Origin of the sequence: Stenotrophomonas sp. LMG 10879, assembly GCF_002750935.1 — a bacterium.
Taxonomy (GTDB): domain Bacteria; phylum Pseudomonadota; class Gammaproteobacteria; order Xanthomonadales; family Xanthomonadaceae; genus Stenotrophomonas; species Stenotrophomonas lactitubi_B.
Map to the genome: position 1 here is coordinate 307520 of NZ_PEJT01000006.1, position 16137 is coordinate 323656.

Annotated in this window: 19 protein-coding genes and 1 other RNA gene; 10 read left to right on the forward strand and 10 right to left on the reverse strand. The window is 65.8% G+C overall.

Features of this window, described 5'->3' with window-relative positions; genetic code table 11:
- Positions 1-58: 58 nt before the first annotated feature.
- Positions 59-514 (forward strand): isoprenylcysteine carboxylmethyltransferase family protein, encoded by a 456-nt coding sequence (locus CR919_RS11885; protein WP_099820174.1) that lies wholly within the window; start codon positions 59-61, stop codon positions 512-514.
- A 34-nt stretch (positions 515-548) separates the two neighbouring features.
- Here the strand turns inward: CR919_RS11885 and CR919_RS11890 are convergent, their stop codons facing one another.
- From CR919_RS11890 to ssrA, 4 genes are all read right to left on the reverse strand, one after another.
- Positions 549-992 carry a hypothetical protein gene (locus CR919_RS11890; RefSeq protein ID WP_243380105.1) on the reverse strand — a complete coding sequence of 148 codons (444 nt, stop codon included), beginning with the start codon at positions 990-992 and terminating at the stop codon, positions 549-551.
- A gap of 114 nt (positions 993-1106) precedes the next feature.
- Positions 1107-1430, reverse strand: coding sequence for a HEAT repeat domain-containing protein (locus CR919_RS11895; RefSeq protein WP_099820176.1), 324 nt, complete (start codon positions 1428-1430; stop codon positions 1107-1109).
- Between the two features lie 23 nt (positions 1431-1453).
- Entirely contained in the window at positions 1454-1807 is a 354-nt protein-coding gene (locus tag CR919_RS11900; protein ID WP_099820177.1) for a TM2 domain-containing protein, read from the reverse strand.
- Between the two features lie 119 nt (positions 1808-1926).
- Positions 1927-2319: a transfer-messenger RNA gene (ssrA, locus tag CR919_RS11905) on the reverse strand.
- A gap of 240 nt (positions 2320-2559) precedes the next feature.
- On the opposite strand from ssrA, the gene CR919_RS11910 reads away from it, so the two are divergent.
- On the forward strand, positions 2560-3132 hold the full coding sequence (locus tag CR919_RS11910) for a hypothetical protein (RefSeq protein WP_099820178.1): 573 nt from the start codon (positions 2560-2562) through the stop codon (positions 3130-3132).
- 90 nt (positions 3133-3222) lie between these two features.
- On the opposite strand, the gene smpB is transcribed toward CR919_RS11910, so the two are convergent.
- Positions 3223-3726 carry an SsrA-binding protein SmpB gene (gene smpB, locus CR919_RS11915; protein ID WP_025878861.1) on the reverse strand — a complete coding sequence of 168 codons (504 nt, stop codon included), beginning with the start codon at positions 3724-3726 and terminating at the stop codon, positions 3223-3225.
- Positions 3727-3783: 57 nt separating this feature from the next.
- Between smpB and CR919_RS11920 the strand changes: the two genes are divergently transcribed.
- Complete coding sequence (locus CR919_RS11920) at positions 3784-4209, forward strand: type II toxin-antitoxin system RatA family toxin (RefSeq protein ID WP_025878862.1); 426 nt, start codon at positions 3784-3786, stop codon at positions 4207-4209.
- Positions 4210-4212: 3 nt separating this feature from the next.
- Complete coding sequence (locus CR919_RS11925) at positions 4213-4470, forward strand: RnfH family protein (protein WP_099820179.1); 258 nt, start codon at positions 4213-4215, stop codon at positions 4468-4470.
- Positions 4471-4506: 36 nt separating this feature from the next.
- Here the strand turns inward: CR919_RS11925 and bamE are convergent, their stop codons facing one another.
- Positions 4507-4902 carry an outer membrane protein assembly factor BamE gene (bamE, locus tag CR919_RS11930; RefSeq protein WP_099820180.1) on the reverse strand — a complete coding sequence of 132 codons (396 nt, stop codon included), beginning with the start codon at positions 4900-4902 and terminating at the stop codon, positions 4507-4509.
- A 103-nt stretch (positions 4903-5005) separates the two neighbouring features.
- On the opposite strand from bamE, the gene fur reads away from it, so the two are divergent.
- Positions 5006-5413, forward strand: coding sequence for a ferric iron uptake transcriptional regulator (gene fur, locus CR919_RS11935; RefSeq protein ID WP_025878865.1), 408 nt, complete (start codon positions 5006-5008; stop codon positions 5411-5413).
- A 57-nt stretch (positions 5414-5470) separates the two neighbouring features.
- On the opposite strand, the gene CR919_RS11940 is transcribed toward fur, so the two are convergent.
- The gene (locus CR919_RS11940) at positions 5471-6715 is read right to left on the reverse strand and encodes an SGNH/GDSL hydrolase family protein (RefSeq protein WP_099820181.1); all 1245 of its coding nucleotides are present in this window, start codon (positions 6713-6715) and stop codon (positions 5471-5473) included.
- Positions 6716-6812: 97 nt separating this feature from the next.
- On the opposite strand from CR919_RS11940, the gene CR919_RS11945 reads away from it, so the two are divergent.
- On the forward strand, positions 6813-7730 hold the full coding sequence (locus tag CR919_RS11945; protein ID WP_099820182.1) for a LysR family transcriptional regulator: 918 nt from the start codon (positions 6813-6815) through the stop codon (positions 7728-7730).
- 104 nt (positions 7731-7834) lie between these two features.
- Here CR919_RS11945 and recN read toward each other — a convergent pair whose 3' ends face one another.
- Positions 7835-9496, reverse strand: a complete 1662-nt coding sequence (gene recN / locus CR919_RS11950) for a DNA repair protein RecN (RefSeq protein WP_099820183.1) — start codon at positions 9494-9496, stop codon at positions 7835-7837.
- A gap of 115 nt (positions 9497-9611) precedes the next feature.
- Here recN and hrcA point away from each other — a divergent pair, with 115 nt between their 5' ends.
- The 4 genes from hrcA (at position 9612) to dnaJ (ending at position 14672) form a co-directional block, all read left to right on the forward strand.
- Positions 9612-10676, forward strand: coding sequence for a heat-inducible transcriptional repressor HrcA (hrcA, locus tag CR919_RS11955; protein WP_099820184.1), 1065 nt, complete (start codon positions 9612-9614; stop codon positions 10674-10676).
- A gap of 63 nt (positions 10677-10739) precedes the next feature.
- The gene (gene grpE, locus CR919_RS11960; RefSeq protein ID WP_025878870.1) at positions 10740-11255 is read left to right on the forward strand and encodes a nucleotide exchange factor GrpE; all 516 of its coding nucleotides are present in this window, start codon (positions 10740-10742) and stop codon (positions 11253-11255) included.
- A 203-nt stretch (positions 11256-11458) separates the two neighbouring features.
- Positions 11459-13384 carry a molecular chaperone DnaK gene (gene dnaK / locus CR919_RS11965; protein ID WP_099820185.1) on the forward strand — a complete coding sequence of 642 codons (1926 nt, stop codon included), beginning with the start codon at positions 11459-11461 and terminating at the stop codon, positions 13382-13384.
- Positions 13385-13538: 154 nt separating this feature from the next.
- Positions 13539-14672, forward strand: a complete 1134-nt coding sequence (gene dnaJ / locus CR919_RS11970) for a molecular chaperone DnaJ (protein WP_025878872.1) — start codon at positions 13539-13541, stop codon at positions 14670-14672.
- Positions 14673-14736: 64 nt separating this feature from the next.
- On the opposite strand, the gene CR919_RS11975 is transcribed toward dnaJ, so the two are convergent.
- Together CR919_RS11975 and CR919_RS11980 are read right to left on the reverse strand one after the other, a co-directional pair.
- On the reverse strand, positions 14737-15120 hold the full coding sequence (locus tag CR919_RS11975) for a hypothetical protein (RefSeq protein WP_133119608.1): 384 nt from the start codon (positions 15118-15120) through the stop codon (positions 14737-14739).
- A gap of 147 nt (positions 15121-15267) precedes the next feature.
- Positions 15268-16065 (reverse strand): helix-turn-helix transcriptional regulator, encoded by a 798-nt coding sequence (locus CR919_RS11980; protein WP_099820187.1) that lies wholly within the window; start codon positions 16063-16065, stop codon positions 15268-15270.
- Between the last annotated feature and the right edge of the window lie 72 nt (positions 16066-16137).

Below are 16137 nucleotides of genomic sequence, written 5' to 3' on the forward strand. Positions count from 1 at the left end.
GTGTGGGGCCAGCGTCGGCGTGTGACACTGGTTCGGACATCCGACGCCGGGACGGCCGATGCGATTGCTGGAAACCCGTATTCCCCCACCTCTTGTAATGCTGCTGTGCGGTCTGCTCGGTCTCGGCATCAGCCGCTGGCTGCCCGCAGCGGAATTGCCAACGCCGTGGTGGGCTGCGGTGGCGGTGATGGCCGCGGGACTGGCGATGAACCTGTTGCCCAAGTTTGCATTCCAGCGCGCGGGTACCACGGTCAATCCGATGCGGCCGGCGTCATCCACGGCTCTGATCACCAGAGGGGTCTATCGCTATACGCGCAACCCCATGTATCTGGGGCAAGCCGCGTTCCTGCTCGGAGGCATGCTGTATCTGCAGAACCTCTTGGCACTCGCAGTGGTGCCGTTGTTTGTCCTGTACATCACGCGCTTTCAGATCCATCCGGAAGAGCGCGTTCTTGGCGAGCGTTTCGGCGCCCAGTACAACGCGTACCGGCAGCAGGTCCGGCGCTGGCTGTAGCGCCGGCAGGCGCTTCAGTCGATCATCGGTCCGGTCACGGATGGATCTGGCAGGTCACTGAGGCCGAATAGCCCTCGTAGTCGTCAGCGGCGCCGACGTGCAGGGTGTGACGGGCGTCGGTCTGCTTGATGTACGACGGTTCCTCCGTCTGGGCGGCATCGTCGACGGTGGTCACCGACCACGCTTTAGCCAGGCGCTTGTGGTCGACGTTGTTCAGGTACACGTGCAGGCTCTTGTGGACATTTGACACGCTCACATCCGCGCTGGCCACGGTTCCACCGAACAGCGCCACGGGCTTGTCCTTCGGCTCGAACACGCTACCGGGGTCGCGGCTCAGGCCGGCGGCATGGAATGCCTGCTCCACCTGCGCTTCAGTGAAGTCGGAGCCGGCCTTGCAGGCCAACAGGGCTTCCAGTGCGGCGGTGCTATTCGTGGCCGGCTCGGCGAGTGCACCGTTCGCGGTGGCCAGGCCTAGCATCAGGGCAATCAGCGGCTTGTTCATTGCAGATCCTTCTGTATCGCGGAGGAGCGTGGGCGCCGGCACGAAGTCCGGGCAGACAGCCGGAAGTGTGGGGCAGGGCAGCGTTGTCGGCTAGGCCCCCATGCTGGGCTGCCAGGAGGTTCCCCGATCAAGCGCATCCAGTGCCAGTTGCGCCCAGTTGCGTACCTCTTCCAGCGGATGCTGCAGCTCAGCCTGTAAAGTCGGGATGACGGTGCTGTCGCCTGATTCGCCGAGCAGTTCCAGCAGTTTTCCACGCGAGTAACCATCGTGCGCAGCCGCCAGGCGGGCGAGCAGGTGCGGTACCGCAATGGCCGCGGCAGGGCGAAGACCCCAGTAGGCGTCTTCGAAGGTCGCCGGGTCCTGATCCAGGATCTGGTCGAGCCAGCAAACAACGTCGATTCTCTCGAGATCCATGGCGGTTCCTCCTGGGCCAAGGATTACACCATCTGCACGCCAGAGGCGTCGGTTTCCACCGTGATCATTTCCACCAGCGCCCACAGGCCGGTGATCATTACGCCGATCAGAAGCCAACCCAACAGCAGCGTGATCAGTAGTTGGCAGATCGCACGTCCGTGGTAACCGGCGTAGAAGTTGTGGGCGCCGAAAATGCCCAGGAACAGGGCGAGGAGGATGTAAATTGCCCGGTTCTTGGCGATCGGCAGGGCTTGCGATACCGGTGCCGCATAGACGGCGTCGATCGGCCGCGGAATGGCCGGCGGGGCGCCTGCATCGCAGAGTGGGCAGGCCGTCATATCGCTGCGTGCCTTGCAGTTGCATTCGGAGCTGTTCATCAACGCCACGGTGCTTCTCCCTGTCGAGGCGGCAGTTCTGGACCTGATGTAGCCAACAAAAAAGCCAGACCCCAATCGACGGGAGATCTGGCTTTTCGTGCCCCGAAGGGCGGTACAAATGGTGGAGGTGGGCGGAATTGAACCGCCGTCCGAAGGCACTCCATCCCCAGCACTACATGCTTAGCTCACCGTTGAATCTCATCCCGGGACAGCACGGCGTGCAAAGCGCATCCAAGGACCAGCCTGTTGTGTTCTTGTGCCGGACTGACAGGCAGCCGCCCAGCGCGATTCCATGATAATGACTCTACGCTGCGAGCATGGACACAAGCAGTTTCGAGGCTCCGCCTAAGTCGGCAGAAGGTCACGCACCGCAGTTTTTAGGCTGCGAGGGCGACCGGAGCGTAGTTGTCGTCGTTGGCAACTAGAGTTTTGCAGCTGGATTTACGAGGAAAGCTACCCCCTCGGCATGCGCCAGGCGACTTCACAACCCCCGTCGAAACCAATGCACCCCCGGTTTCTTCAAGTCCTGCAAGGTACAAGGCCTGTTTCGTGTTGCCACGGTCAGTGCCCGCCTAACGCTGCACATGCTACGCCAAAAAGCCTGAACAGTCACCCGGCCCGCCCAGCCGTTCCCACGTCTATCCGCAACATGTTGTAGAGCTTCCGTCATAGCGGATTGCTAACGTCGTTGGCACGAATTTGCGACACACTGGCCACGACCATTCGAGCCAGCACAGAGACGGAGACGGCCGGTGACCGAAGCAATGCAACAGCGCAGCCTGCGTCAGCTGGTTGGCCCGGTAGGGGCCGATTACCAGCGGCGGGCACTGCCGCCCGGCTGGGTCTGGGCGGTGCTGGCGGTGTTGCTGGCTGGAACGTGGGCCACCGAGCTGCCGGCCACGGCTGCAGCTGCGCTGATCGCCAGTGCGGTGGTGGTGCACTGGCCGCGGCGTGGCCGCTTCCACTGGCTGGGGTGGCGGCTGCCGGCGCTGGCGGTGCTGGCCGCGCTGTTGTGGGGTCCGGATGTGCTGTCACAGTGGTTCGAGCACGGCCTGGCCTTGACCCTGATGTCGCTGGCCAGCCTCAGCATCGGCATGCACGTGTGGCAGTCGCGGCAGTTGGCGCGGCAGCTGCAGGCGTCCGCCGATGCGCTGGATGATGCGCAACTGCTGGCCTTGCTGCCGGTTGAGGCCGCGCGGTTGGCGCAGCAGTGGCGGGCCGGTGATGATCGCCATGCGCCGGAGCTGTCGGTGGTGATGCACCTGGCGGTGATGCACGCTGCATTGTCACCGCGTCTGCGCGGGCAGGGCCTGCTGGCGGGCTGATCAGCGTCTTGTAGAGCCGAGCCTGCGCTCGGCTGCTTCCTTGCCGAAGCCGAGCATGGCTCGGCTCCACACGAAAGCGGGCCGGCGTCCTTATGCGTCGCGGTTGCCGCGACGCATCACCCGCTGCTTCTCGATCGCCCAGTCACGATCCTTGGCGGCATCGCGCTTGTCGTGGGTCTGCTTGCCCTTGGCCAGCGCCACTTCCAGCTTGATCTTGTTCTTGCTCCAGTACATCGCGGTGGGCACGATCGTGTAGCCATCGCGCTCGACCTTGCCGACCAGCTTGTCGATCTCGCTCCGGTGCAGCAGCAGCTTGCGCTCGCGCCGGTCGTTGGCCACCACGTGGGTGGAGGCCTGGATCAGCGGGGTGATCTGCGCGCCGATCAGGAAGATCTCGCCATCCTTCACGTAGGCGTAGGCGTCGACGATGTTGCCGCGGCCAGCGCGGATCGACTTCACTTCCCAGCCCTGCAGGGCCAGGCCGGCTTCGAAGCGGTCTTCGATGTGGTACTCGTGACGGGCACGCTTGTTCAACGCGATGGTCTTGTTGGCCGTCGCGCTCTTTGCTTTATCCTTGCCGGTGTTCTTGCTCATTTCCGTATTGTCTCCGATTCGGGCCCGCCCGGTCGATTGCCGAAGCGTCCTGTATTCATGCCTACTATCCGCCGCAGTGCCCTGGTCGAACATTCGGCCGCGCGCATGTTCGATCTGGTCAACGATGTCCAGGCCTATCCGCGCCGCTTCCGCTGGTGCTCCGACGCCCGCATCCTCGAGCAGGGCGAAGACCGGCTGGTCGCTCGCCTGGACCTGGGCCTGGGTTCGTTCAGTACCTGGTTCCAGACCGAAAACACCCTGCAGCGCCCGCACAGCATCGACATGCAGCTGCGCGAGGGGCCCTTCAAGCAACTGCACGGCCGCTGGGAGTTCCATGCCCTGGCTGAAGATGCCTGCAAGGTCACCCTCACCCTGGACTTCGAGCCGAGTTCACGCCTGCTGGGCCCGGCGCTGGCGATCGGCTTCCAGGGGTTGGCCGATCGCATGGTCAACGATTTCGTCCGCGTCGCCGACGAGGGCTGAACGATGATCGAGGTCGAGGTCGTGCTGGCCTGGCCACAACAGGTGCTGTCGCGCCGGCTGCAGCTGGAGGAAGGGGCGACCGTGGCTGATGCAGTGGCAGCGGCCGGGCTCGAAGGCAGTGCCGATTGTCCGGCCGCTGCGGTGCATGGCGTGCTGGCGCGGCCGCAGCAGGTGCTGCTGGATGGTGATCGTGTGGAGCTGCTGCGTGTCCTGCAGGCCGACCCGAAGGACAACCGCCGGCGACGTGCGCGCGGCGGATGATCCTCAAGACCCGTCCCGAAGGACGGGCAGGGTGGCTCAGCGGCCGCCCTTCTTCTTCTTGTCCTTCGGCAGATTGCGGCCGAACTGGCGCACGGTCTGCTGGGCAAGGGCCTTGTCGTTGGCCGGGAAGTAATCGCCATCCCAACGGGTGACCACATCATTTTCGAAGTACACGACGAAATTCTTCACGTCGGTACGGCCCAGGCGGTTCACGCGCTCGGTCGAGGTGTAGTCCCAGCGCTGGGCGTGGAACGGGTCCGGCACCGAGGGGGTTCCCAGCAGAGCGTTGACCTGCTGCTTGCTCTGCCCGACCTGCAGCTTGGCCACGGCATCTTCCCGGATCAGGTTGCCCTGGTAGATGGGTTGCTTGTAGATGATGCCGCACCCGGTGGTGGACAAGGCAACGGCGGCGACCAACAGGAGATTGCGCATCGGGACTGGCGGTTGGGGAAATCAATCCGATGATACACTCCCGGCGTGCCACCGCGACCCAATCCGAGGCAGCTGGCGCTAAATCGCCAATGAACGGAGACCTATGGAAACCCACGACCTGCGTAAAGTCGGCCTGAAGGTGACCCATCCGCGGATGCGGATCCTGGCGCTGCTCGAGCAGCGCAATGCCCAGCACCACATGACCGCCGAAGACATCTACCGCCAGCTGCTGGAGCATGGCGACGAGATCGGCCTGGCCACGGTGTACCGGGTGCTGACCCAGTTCGAGGCCGCCGGCCTCGTGCTCAAGCACAATTTCGAAGGCGGCCAGGCCGTCTACGAACTCGACCGCGGCGGCCACCACGACCACATGGTCGATGTGGACAGCGGCAAGATCATCGAGTTCGAAAGCACCGAGATCGAAGACCTGCAGCGCAAGATCGCCGCCGATCACGGCTATGAGCTGGAAGAGCACTCGCTGGTGCTGTACGTGCGCAAGAAGCGCAAGTAAGCCCCGCAGCCAGCCGATTGCGACGAAACCCCGGGCATGCCCGGGGTTTTTCGTTTGTCAGCGTAGATCCACACCATGCGTGGATGGGCCCAGCAGAACCTCCAGATCCACCGCCTCGGCCATCGCCCGGTTCCCCACATCGCCCGGGTGCAGGTGGTCGCCGGAGTCATAGGCCGCCGCCATCCTTGAGGGATCGGCCGGATCGCGCAGGGCGGCGTCGAGCTCGATTACCGCATCGAACGGACCGTCCGTGCGCAGCCAGGCATTGAGCTGCTGGCGCAGGGCGTCCTTGCCAGGGGCGTAGTAGTCGTCCAGCGGGGTGCCGGGCAGGGCATCGGCAAACGGTGTCAGGGTCGCACCGAGGATGCGCAGGCCGCGGGCATGGGCGCGCTTGGCCAGGTCGCGGTAGCCGGCCTGCAGCTCGGCCAGGGTCGGCCGCGTCTCGTCGCGGGCAAAGGCGGTGCCCGGCCAGCTGATGTCGTTGACGCCGATCAGCACGATCACACTGGCGACGCCGGGCTGATCGAGCACATCACGCTGGAAGCGGCCCAAGGCCGATTCGCCCATGCCATCGCGCAGCAGGCGACCGCCGGAGATGCCGGCATTGACCACCGCTATACCTTCTGGTGCCAGCCGCGCGGCGAGGTGATCGGTCCAGCGCTGGTCCTGGTCGAGGCTGGCGGTGGCGCCATCGGTGATTGAATCGCCGACCACCACCACGCTGCGCGCGCTGGCCGCAGCCTCGACTTCGATGCCAGACAACAGCAGGCGGGCCGTGGTGCTGCTGGCGCCGTGCAATGCAGGCAGGCGATGCTGGTCGCCCGGCGCAATCCAGCTGGTCTGCCTGCCTTCCCAATGGAAGGTCTGCAGCGGCGTGGGGTCAGGCAGGTACACGTCCACCTGTAAGGCCTGCCGATCAGCCGTGGGAAGGGAGAGCGGATCGCTCAGGCGGTCCTGCCCCGGCCCGATCACGACCCCGGGTTGGCCGTCGAAGCGCAGCGGCTGCGGTGTATCACCCGTATGTGCGGCCACGCTGGCAGCGCCGATCTTCAACGGCCGGGTGCCATAGGCATTGCTCAGCCGGACCCGCAGGCGCGGCCCGCCCAGGCTGAGGCGCGCGCTCTGCCGGAAGGTCTGGTCCTGCAGTTGGCCGGGGATGAGGGTGGGAAACAGAAAATCGCTGCCCCACACCGGCTGCGGGCTGGCTTGCCAGCTGGCGACCCAGTGCGCGGCAGGTGATGCGGCGGCGGCGCCGGACAGGGCAAGCAGGGCGGTGGCGGTCAGCTGGCTCAAACGATTCATGGGAGTGACCCGGTAGCAGGGACGGCCATGGTGCGTCCGCGCTCGCCTGTGAACTAGAATGCGCATGGACAATCATCTGTGAATCAAATTCATTGCCATGGCACGCACCGACATCAACCGATCCGGCGAACTGGAAGTGTTCGTGCGGGTGATCGAGACCGGCGGCTTTTCCGCTGCCGCCCGCAGCCTGGAGATGACGCCCTCGGCGGTCAGCAAGCTGGTTGCGCGGCTGGAACAGCGGCTGGGGACGCGCCTGCTGCAGCGTTCCACCCGCCAGCTGCAGCTGACCCCGGAGGGGTGTGCGTTCTATGAGCGCGGCCTGCGCGTGCTGGCTGATCTGGAAGAAGCCGAACGCTGCGCCAGCGCCCACGCCGAGCCGCGCGGGCGGCTGCGGGTGAATGCCAACGTGCCGTTCGGCCAGCACTTCCTGCTGCCACTGCTGCCGGAATTCCTGCAGCGGCACCCGCAGGTGGGGGTGGACCTGACCCTGACCGACGAGGTGATCGATCTGCTGGAGCAGCGTACCGACGTGGCGGTGCGGGCCGGTCCGCTGAAGAGCTCCAGCCTGGTCGCGCGCCGGCTGGGGGCAACGCGGATGATGATCGTGGCGGCACCGGCCTATGCGGCACGACACGGATTGCCGGGCAATGTCGAGGCGCTGCTGGCGCACAACCGGCTGGATATCGGCCACGCACGGTCGGTGCAGGGCTGGCCGCTGTTGCAGGATGGGCAGGAGCAGCGGGTGCTGCCCAGCGGAAATGCGCGCGCCAGCAATGGCGATGCACTGCGTCAGCTGGTGCTGGGCGGGCTGGGCATGGCCCGGTTGGCGGCGTTCCAGGTGCAGGCCGACATCGCGGCAGGACGGTTGTTGCCGGTGCTGGAGGACGCCAACCCGGGCGACCTGGAAGAGGTGCACGCCGTGTTCCTGGGGCAGGGTGGTTACCTGCCGCTGCGGGTGCGCGCGTTCCTCGATTTCCTGGTGGAAACGGTGGATCTGGCGCGACCGCTGGGGTGACATGCGCCGCGCTGCCGCGCGGAAGCCGAGCATGGGCTCGGCTCTACACGTCGGTTCCGTTCGAGATTCCTGTAGAGCCGAGCCCACGCTCGGCGCCACCAGCCTCAGGCCTGCAGCAGCTTGCGCGCGGCGGCGCGGGCTTCCTTGCTCACTTCCACGCCACCGAGCATGCGCGCCAGCTCTTCCTCGCGCGCCTTGGTGTCCAGCTTCTCCACCGCGCTCTGGGTCATGCCTTCCACCGGCGCCTTGCTGACCCGGTAGTGCGCGTGACCCTTGGAGGCGACCTGCGGCAGGTGGGTCACGCACAGCACCTGACGCTTCTCGCCGAGCGCGCGCAGCTTCTGCCCGACGATATCGGCCACCGCGCCACCGATGCCGGAGTCGACTTCGTCGAACACCATGGTCGGTACCGCGTCGAGGTCGAGCGCGGCCACTTCGATGGCCAGCGAAATGCGTGACAGCTCGCCACCGGAAGCGACCTTGCGCAGCGCACGCGGTGGCTGGCCAGCATTGGCCGCCACCAGGAATTCAACGCGCTCGGCGCCCTGCGGGTCCGGCTTGCCGCTGTCCTGCGGCTCCAGTTCGATCAGGAACTGGCCGCCGCCCATGCCCAGCTCGGCGATGATGCCGGTGGTGGTGGCCGACAGTTCGGCAGCAGCGGTGCGGCGGCTGCTGGTCAGCACCGCGGCCTCGACGCGCCAGGCCGCTGCGGCCTTTTCAATCTCGCCGGCCAGTCGCTGCAGGCGCTCGTCGGCGCCACGCAGCTGTTCCACTTCGGCGTGCATGCGCTCGCGCTGCATACCCAGCTCATCCATCGGCACGCGGTGCTTGCGGGCCAGATCGTGCAGGCGGCCCAGACGGCGCTCGTTCTCCTCGAACTGGTCCGGATCGGCGTCCAGGTCGTCATGCACCCTGTCGAGCAGGGCCAGGGCTTCGTGCAGCTGGATGGAGGCGCTGTCAATCAAGGCATCGACATCGCCCAGCCGCGGGTCATGTTCGGCCACCCTGGCCAGCTCATGCCGCACCTGCTGCAGCAGATCGAGCGCCGAGTGGCCTTCGTCGCCGTTGAGCTGGTCCGAAGCTGCCTGGCAGGCGGCCAACAAGGCGCTGGCGTGCGCCTGACGGCGATGGCTGGCGCCGAGCGCGGTGATCGACTCCGGTTCCAGATCCTCACGGTCCAGTTCGCGCAGCTGGTGTTCGAGGAAGCCGATGCGGTCACTCACATCGCCCTGTTGCGACAGTGCCAGGGATTCATCGACCAGCGCCTGCCAGGTGGCGGCAGCACGGCGCACCTGGCGGCGTTCGCTTTCGTTGCGGGCATAGGCGTCCAGCAGGGCCAGCTGCGACGGACGCGTCAGCAGGGCCTGCTGCTCGTGCTGGCCATGGATCTCCACCAGCAGGCCGGCCAGGTCGGCCAGTTGCGCCAGGGTGACCGGGCGGCCGTTGATCCACGAGCGTGAGCCGCCGTCGGCGCGGATCACACGGCGCAGCTGGCACTGGTCGTCATCGTCCAGCTCGTTGCTGGCCAGCCACTGGCGGGCGGCCTGCAGCTGGTCCAGCGCGAACTCGGCCGACAGTTCGGCCCTGGCAGCGCCATGGCGGACCACGCCACTGTCGGCGCGCAGGCCGGACAGGAAGCCCAGCGCGTCGACCATCAGCGACTTGCCCGCGCCGGTCTCGCCTGAAACCACGGTCATGCCCGGCCCGAACTCCAGTTCGGTGGCGCGGACGACGGCGAAATCCTTGATTGAAAGATGTCTGAGCATGGGTAAGGGGGTGTCTGCAGCCGCGCAACGCTAGCACGCGCGGCGGGGTCGTCCAATGACTTGCCAAGGGGATGCGTCGCCATTATCTAATGTCCCTGTCTCACAGGTTGATTCCATGCACGGTTCTCCCGACCAACTTGCCCCGCGCGCGCGGCACCTGCTGCGCACGCTGATCGCGCGCTACATCCAGGACGGCGAACCCGTGGGCTCGCAGACGCTGGCGCGCGTGGCCGGCCTGGAGGTCAGCCCGGCCACCATCCGCAACATCCTTGGCGACCTGGAAGACCTGGGCCTGCTGGCCTCGCCGCATACCTCGGCGGGGCGGATTCCGACCGCGCATGGCTATCGGGTGTTCGTCGACAGCCTGCTGCAGATGCAGCCGCCGGGCGAGGGTGAGCTGGCCCGGCTGCGTCAGGAGCTGGCCGGAGGCGGCAGTACCCAGGCCCTGCTCGGCAGCGCCTCGGAGCTGCTGTCGGCGATGAGTCATTTCGTTGGCGTGGTCAGCGCCCCGCGGCGCGAGCAGTTCGCCTTCCGCCAGATCGATTTCGTGGCGCTGGATGGGCGCCGGGTGCTGGCGATCCTGGTGTTTGCCGACAACGAGGTGCAGAACCGGGTGATCGAGACCCGCCAGGACTTCGCGCCGGGGCAGCTGGAGCAGGTGGCCAACTACCTCAATGCCCACTTCGCCGGACTGCCCCTGGCCGAGATCCGCACGCGCCTGCTGCTGGAGCTGCGCGACGCGCGGTCCGAGCTGGAACAGGTGCTGGCGCACAGCATCGAGCTGGCCGAGCAGGCCCTGCAGCCGCCGGCCGATGACATGCTGGTGGCCGGCCAGACCCGCCTGATGGGGGTGCAGGACCTGTCCGACCTGGAGCGCCTGCGCGAGCTGTTCGAGCTGTTCTCCAGCAAGCGCGAGATCCTGCAGCTGCTGGAGCGGACCATCCAGGCCCCCGGCGTGCGCATCTTCATCGGCGAAGAAACCGGCGTGGTGCCCCTGCAGGGCGTCTCGCTGGTCACCGCGCCGTACACCGCCAATGGCCAGGTACTGGGCGTGCTGGGCGTGATCGGGCCGAAACGGATGGCCTACGACCGCATGATCCCGCTGGTCCAGGCCACCGCCGATGTGCTCGGTGCGGCCTTTTCGCCCGGCGGGCGAACTCCGGGTGCATCGGACGCTTGAAACGCAGCATCCCGCCCACACTAGGGTGGGTGGAGGCGGAGAGTGACCGCCAGGGACCCAGACATGAATCAAGATCAGCCAGACATCGCCGCCCAGCAGGCCGCCGCCGACGCAGCTGCCGCCGAGGGCGTCAACGAACAGATCGAACAGCTCCGTGCCGAAGTGGAGCAGGTCAAGGCCGAAGCGCTGCGAGAGCGCGCCGACCTGGACAACCAGCGCAAGCGCGTGGCCCGCGACATCGAACAGGCGCGCAAGTTCGCCAACGAGAAGCTGCTGGGCGAGCTGCTGCCGGTATTCGACAGCCTGGATGCCGGCCTCAAGGCCGCCGGCGACGATGCCCATCCGCTTCGCGAAGGCCTGGAGCTGACCTACAAGCAGCTGCTGAAGGTTGCTGGTGACAACGGCCTGGTGCTGTTGGACCCGACCGGCCAGCCGTTCAACCCGGAACACCACCAGGCGATCAGCCAGGTCGCGGCCCCCGGCGCCGCCCCGGGCAGCGTGGTGACCGTGTTCCAGAAGGGTTACCTGCTCAACGAGCGCCTGCTGCGACCGGCGCTGGTGGTGGTTGCCGCCGATTGACCCCGCGCGCCGGGCCCGGCCTGGCGAGGGTGTCCGTGCCCCGGACGGGGCATCGGCACGACCGACGCTGAACGTGTTGAGCGAACGGAAACACAGCGTTCGGGGGATGGCTTGAATGTTCCACGAGCCTCCCCCACATCCCATTCATCCACCGGCCGAACGGCCGGACTGACAAAAACAACATCCTTCAAGGAGTCTCCCCCATGGGCAAGATCATTGGTATCGACCTCGGCACCACCAACTCGTGCGTGGCGATCATGGACGGCGGCAAGGCCCGCGTCATCGAAAATTCGGAAGGCGATCGCACCACCCCGTCGATCGTCGCCTACACCAAGGACGGCGAAGTCCTGGTCGGTGCCTCGGCCAAGCGCCAGGCCGTGACCAACCCGAAGAACACCTTCTACGCTGTGAAGCGCCTGATCGGCCGCAAGTTCACCGACGCCGAAGTGCAGAAGGACATCGCGCACGTCCCGTACAGCATCCTGGCCCATGACAATGGCGATGCCTGGGTGGCCACCAGCGATGCCAAGAAGATGGCGCCGCAGGAAATCTCGGCCAAGGTGCTGGAGAAGATGAAGAAGACCGCCGAGGACTTCCTCGGTGAGAAGGTCACCGAAGCGGTCATCACCGTGCCGGCCTACTTCAACGACAGCCAGCGCCAGGCGACCAAGGACGCCGGCCGCATCGCCGGTCTGGACGTCAAGCGCATCATCAACGAGCCGACTGCGGCCGCGCTGGCCTATGGCCTGGACAAGGGCGACAACAAGGATCGCAAGATCGTTGTGTACGACCTGGGCGGCGGCACCTTCGACGTCTCGGTGATCGAGATCGCCAACGTCGACGGCGAGAAGCAGTTCGAAGTGCTGGCCACCAACGGCGACACCTTCCTGGGTGGCGAAGACTTCGACAACCGCGTCATCGAGTACCTGGTTGAAGAGTTCAACAAGGACCAGGGCATCGACCTGCGCAAGGATCCGCTGGCCCTGCAGCGCCTGAAGGATGCTGCCGAGCGCGCCAAGATCGAGCTGTCCAGCGCCCAGCAGACCGAAGTGAACCTGCCGTACGTCACCGCTGACGCGTCGGGTCCGAAGCACCTGAACATCAAGCTGACCCGCGCCAAACTGGAATCGCTGGTGGAAGAGCTGATCAAGAAGTCGATCGAGCCGTGCCGCGTCGCGTTGAATGACGCCGGCCTGCGTTCGAGCGACATCAGCGAAGTGATCCTGGTCGGTGGCCAGACCCGCATGCCGAAGGTGCAGCAGGCGGTCACCGAGTTCTTCGGCAAGGAGCCGCGCAAGGACGTCAACCCGGACGAAGCCGTGGCACTGGGTGCTGCGATCCAGGGTGGCGTGCTCGGCGGCGACGTCAAGGACGTGCTGCTGCTGGACGTGACCCCGCTGTCGCTGGGCATCGAAACCATGGGCGGTGTGTTCACCAAGATCATCGAGAAGAACACCACCATCCCGACCAAGGCCTCGCAGGTGTTCTCCACCGCCGAGGACAACCAGTCGGCCGTGACCGTGCACGTGCTGCAGGGTGAGCGCGAACAGGCCCGCTTCAACAAGTCGCTGGCCAAGTTCGACCTGTCCGGCATCGAGCCGGCCCCGCGTGGCCTGCCGCAGGTGGAAGTGTCCTTCGACATCGACGCCAACGGCATCCTGCACGTGTCGGCCAAGGACAAGAAGACCAACAAGGAACAGAAGGTCGAGATCAAGGCCGGTTCGGGCCTGTCCGAGGAAGAGATCGCACGCATGGTCGCCGACGCGGAAGCCAACCGCGAAGAAGACAAGAAGTTCCAGGAGCTGGTGCAGGCCCGCAACCAGGCCGATGCCCTGATCCACGGCACCCGCAGCGCGATCACCGAGCACGGCAGCAAGGTCGGTGGCGAAGTGATCGGCAAGGTTGAAGCGGCCCTGGCCGACCTGGAAACCGCGATGAAGGGTGACGACAAGGCACAGATCGAAGCCAAGTCGAAGGTGCTGGAAGAAGCTGGCCAGTCGCTGTTCGCTGCCGCTTCGGCCGACCAGGGCGGTGCTGCCCCGGGCGCCGACGCCGGCAATGCGGGCAAGGCGCAGGATGACGTGGTGGACGCCGAGTTCACCGAAGTCAAGGACGACAAGAAGTCCTGATCCGGACCGACGCGGGACGCTGCTTACCAGCGTCCCGTTGTCGCATCAGGGTCCTGACCGCCCTCTGGCGTGTCGGGGCGCCCGACGCAAGAGCGGACCTGGTTCCGCTCTTCCGCTTTGACGAATCCCGACTTTCCGGAATGCGATCCACGATATGAGCAAGCGCGATTACTACGAAGTGCTGGGCGTTGCCCGCACCGCCACCGACGAAGAACTGAAGAAGTCCTATCGTCGTTGCGCGATGAAATTCCACCCGGACCGCAACCCGGGTGATGCGGCGGCCGAAGCCTCCTTCAAGGAGTGCAAGGAAGCCTACGAAGTACTGTCCGACGGCAACAAGCGCCGCATGTACGACAGCCATGGCCACGCCGCGTTCGAACACGGCATGGGCGGTGGCGGTGGTGGTCCGGGCGGCCCGGACATGAACGACATTTTCGGCGACATCTTCGGCAACATCTTTGGTGGTGCCGGCGGCGGCGGTCCACGCCAGGCGCGTCGCGGCGCCGACATCGGCTACGTGATGGAGCTGGACCTGGAAGAAGCGGTGCGTGGCGTCGAACGCCGCATCGAGATTCCGACCCTGGCCGAATGTGGCGACTGCGATGGCAGCGGCTCGGAAGACGGCAAGGTCGAGACCTGCAACGTCTGCCATGGTCGCGGCCAGGTGCGCATCCAGCGTGGCATCTTCGCCATGCAGCAGGCCTGCCACAACTGCGGCGGCCGTGGCCAGATCATCGCCAAGCCCTGCAAGACCTGCCACGGCAACGGCCGTGTCGAGGAAGACAAGGTGCTGTCGGTGAAGGTACCGGCAGGCGTGGATACCGGTGACCGCATCCGCCTGGCGGGTGAGGGCGAGGCCGGTCCGGCCGGTACGCCGCCGGGCGATCTGTACGTGGAAGTGCGCGTGCGTGAGCACCACATCTTCCAGCGCGACGGCGACGACCTGCACTGCGAAGTGCCGATCCGCATTTCGCAGGCCGCACTGGGTGACACCGTGCGCGTGGCCACCCTCGGTGGTGAGGCGGAAATCCGCATTCCGGCCGAGACCCAGACCGGCAAGCTGTTCCGCCTGCGCGGCAAGGGTGTGCGTTCGGTGCGCAGCCGCAGCGAAGGCGACCTGTACTGCCGCGTGGTGGTGGAGACGCCGGTCAACCTCACCAGCGACCAGCGCAAGCTGCTGGAACAGTTCGAAGCCACCTTCAACGGCGAGGATGCGCGCAAGCATTCGCCGAAGTCGGCGACCTTCATCGACGGCGTCAAGGGCTTCTGGGATCGGATGACGTCCTGATCTGTCAACGGACATGTTGAACGACAGCGCCGGGCTCTGCCCGGCGTTTTCGTTTGTGGCTGTTTTACAGGATTTCCCAATCGGCTTTTCCGTACAGCCGGCGCCCCTCGAACAGAAGCGTTCCGCGATCACCCACTACATCCAGTTCGAACCAAGGGTGGCCATCCCGTTTTTTGGGCCGGATGTAGAAGCGCTTCTGGGCACGGTTCATTTCGACGTAGTACGGGTTCCGCGGGGCGGCATCCTTGGGCTGTCCCTTCCAACGAACATGGATGTAGCCATCGTCGCTTCGACCTTGGATCTCGAGAAAGAAATGAAAACCGTCCTTCTGTTCATCCGAGTAGAAACGGAACTGCGTGCCGCTCGCATATGCGGATGGTTGCATTGCCGTCAGGGCCAGCAACACAGCAACCGCAAGCCATCGGCTGATACTCCATGCCTTCGTCACAAGTGCTTCCTCTTCCGTGAGGTGCTATCGGAACATGGGTGCGGTTGCGAAAATGAGACGGACTTTCCACTTGTATCCTGACAAGCAGAATCCCTACCTGTAGGTGGCGCAGTAGATCCACGCCATGCGTGGATGCCGTTCAACGGCTCAACGGAAAAATGCTGCCGGCGTCTGCCCCAGCTGGCGCTTGAACATGCTGGTGAACGCACTCGGGCTGTCATAGCCCATCGCCAGCGCCACGTCGATCACCTTCTCGCCGCGGGCCAGCCGTTCCATCGCGGCCAGCAGGCGCGCCTGTTGCCGCCACTGGCCGAAGGTCATGCCCAGTTCGCTGGCGAAGTGGCGCTGGATGGTTTTGACGTCGATCGCCAACGCCTGCGCCCAGTCCTGCAGGGTCGCCTCGTCGCCGGGATGCTTCTGGATGTGCTGGCAGATCCTGTGCAGGCGCGGGTCGACGGGCTCGGGCAGGTGCAACGGCAATACGTCCATGCGGTGCAGCTCATCGAGCATCAGTCGCACTACGCGGCCGTCGCGGCTGTCTTCTTCATGCGGTCCGTCGATCAGGATGGCCGCCTGCAGCAGCTCGCGCAGCAGCGGCGCCACCTGCACGGCGAAGGGCTCGGCGGGCAGCTGCGGGGCGAACGCCGGTTCGATGTACAGGCTGCGCATGTGCACCTCGGCGATGCAGTCCACCGCATGCGCCATGCCCGCCGGCATCCAGATGGCACGGGTGGAGGGCACCACCCAGCGGCCGACTTCCGACCGCACCACCATCAACCCGGACATGGAATAGACCAGCTGGTGTCGGCGGTGCTTGTGTGCCGAGATGTGGGTGCCGGCACGGTAGTCGCGCGCGCGGCAGGTGACCGGGCGATGCACCGGCACCTCGTTCCACGGCGCGGTTTCGCGGACAGGGCAGGGGGTGTCCTTTTTGCGATAGGCCATGACCAGAACGCGGCAGAAGGGAGTGGAAGGCCACCGTAGCATGCACGGCTCGCCCCCATCCTGACCGTGCGC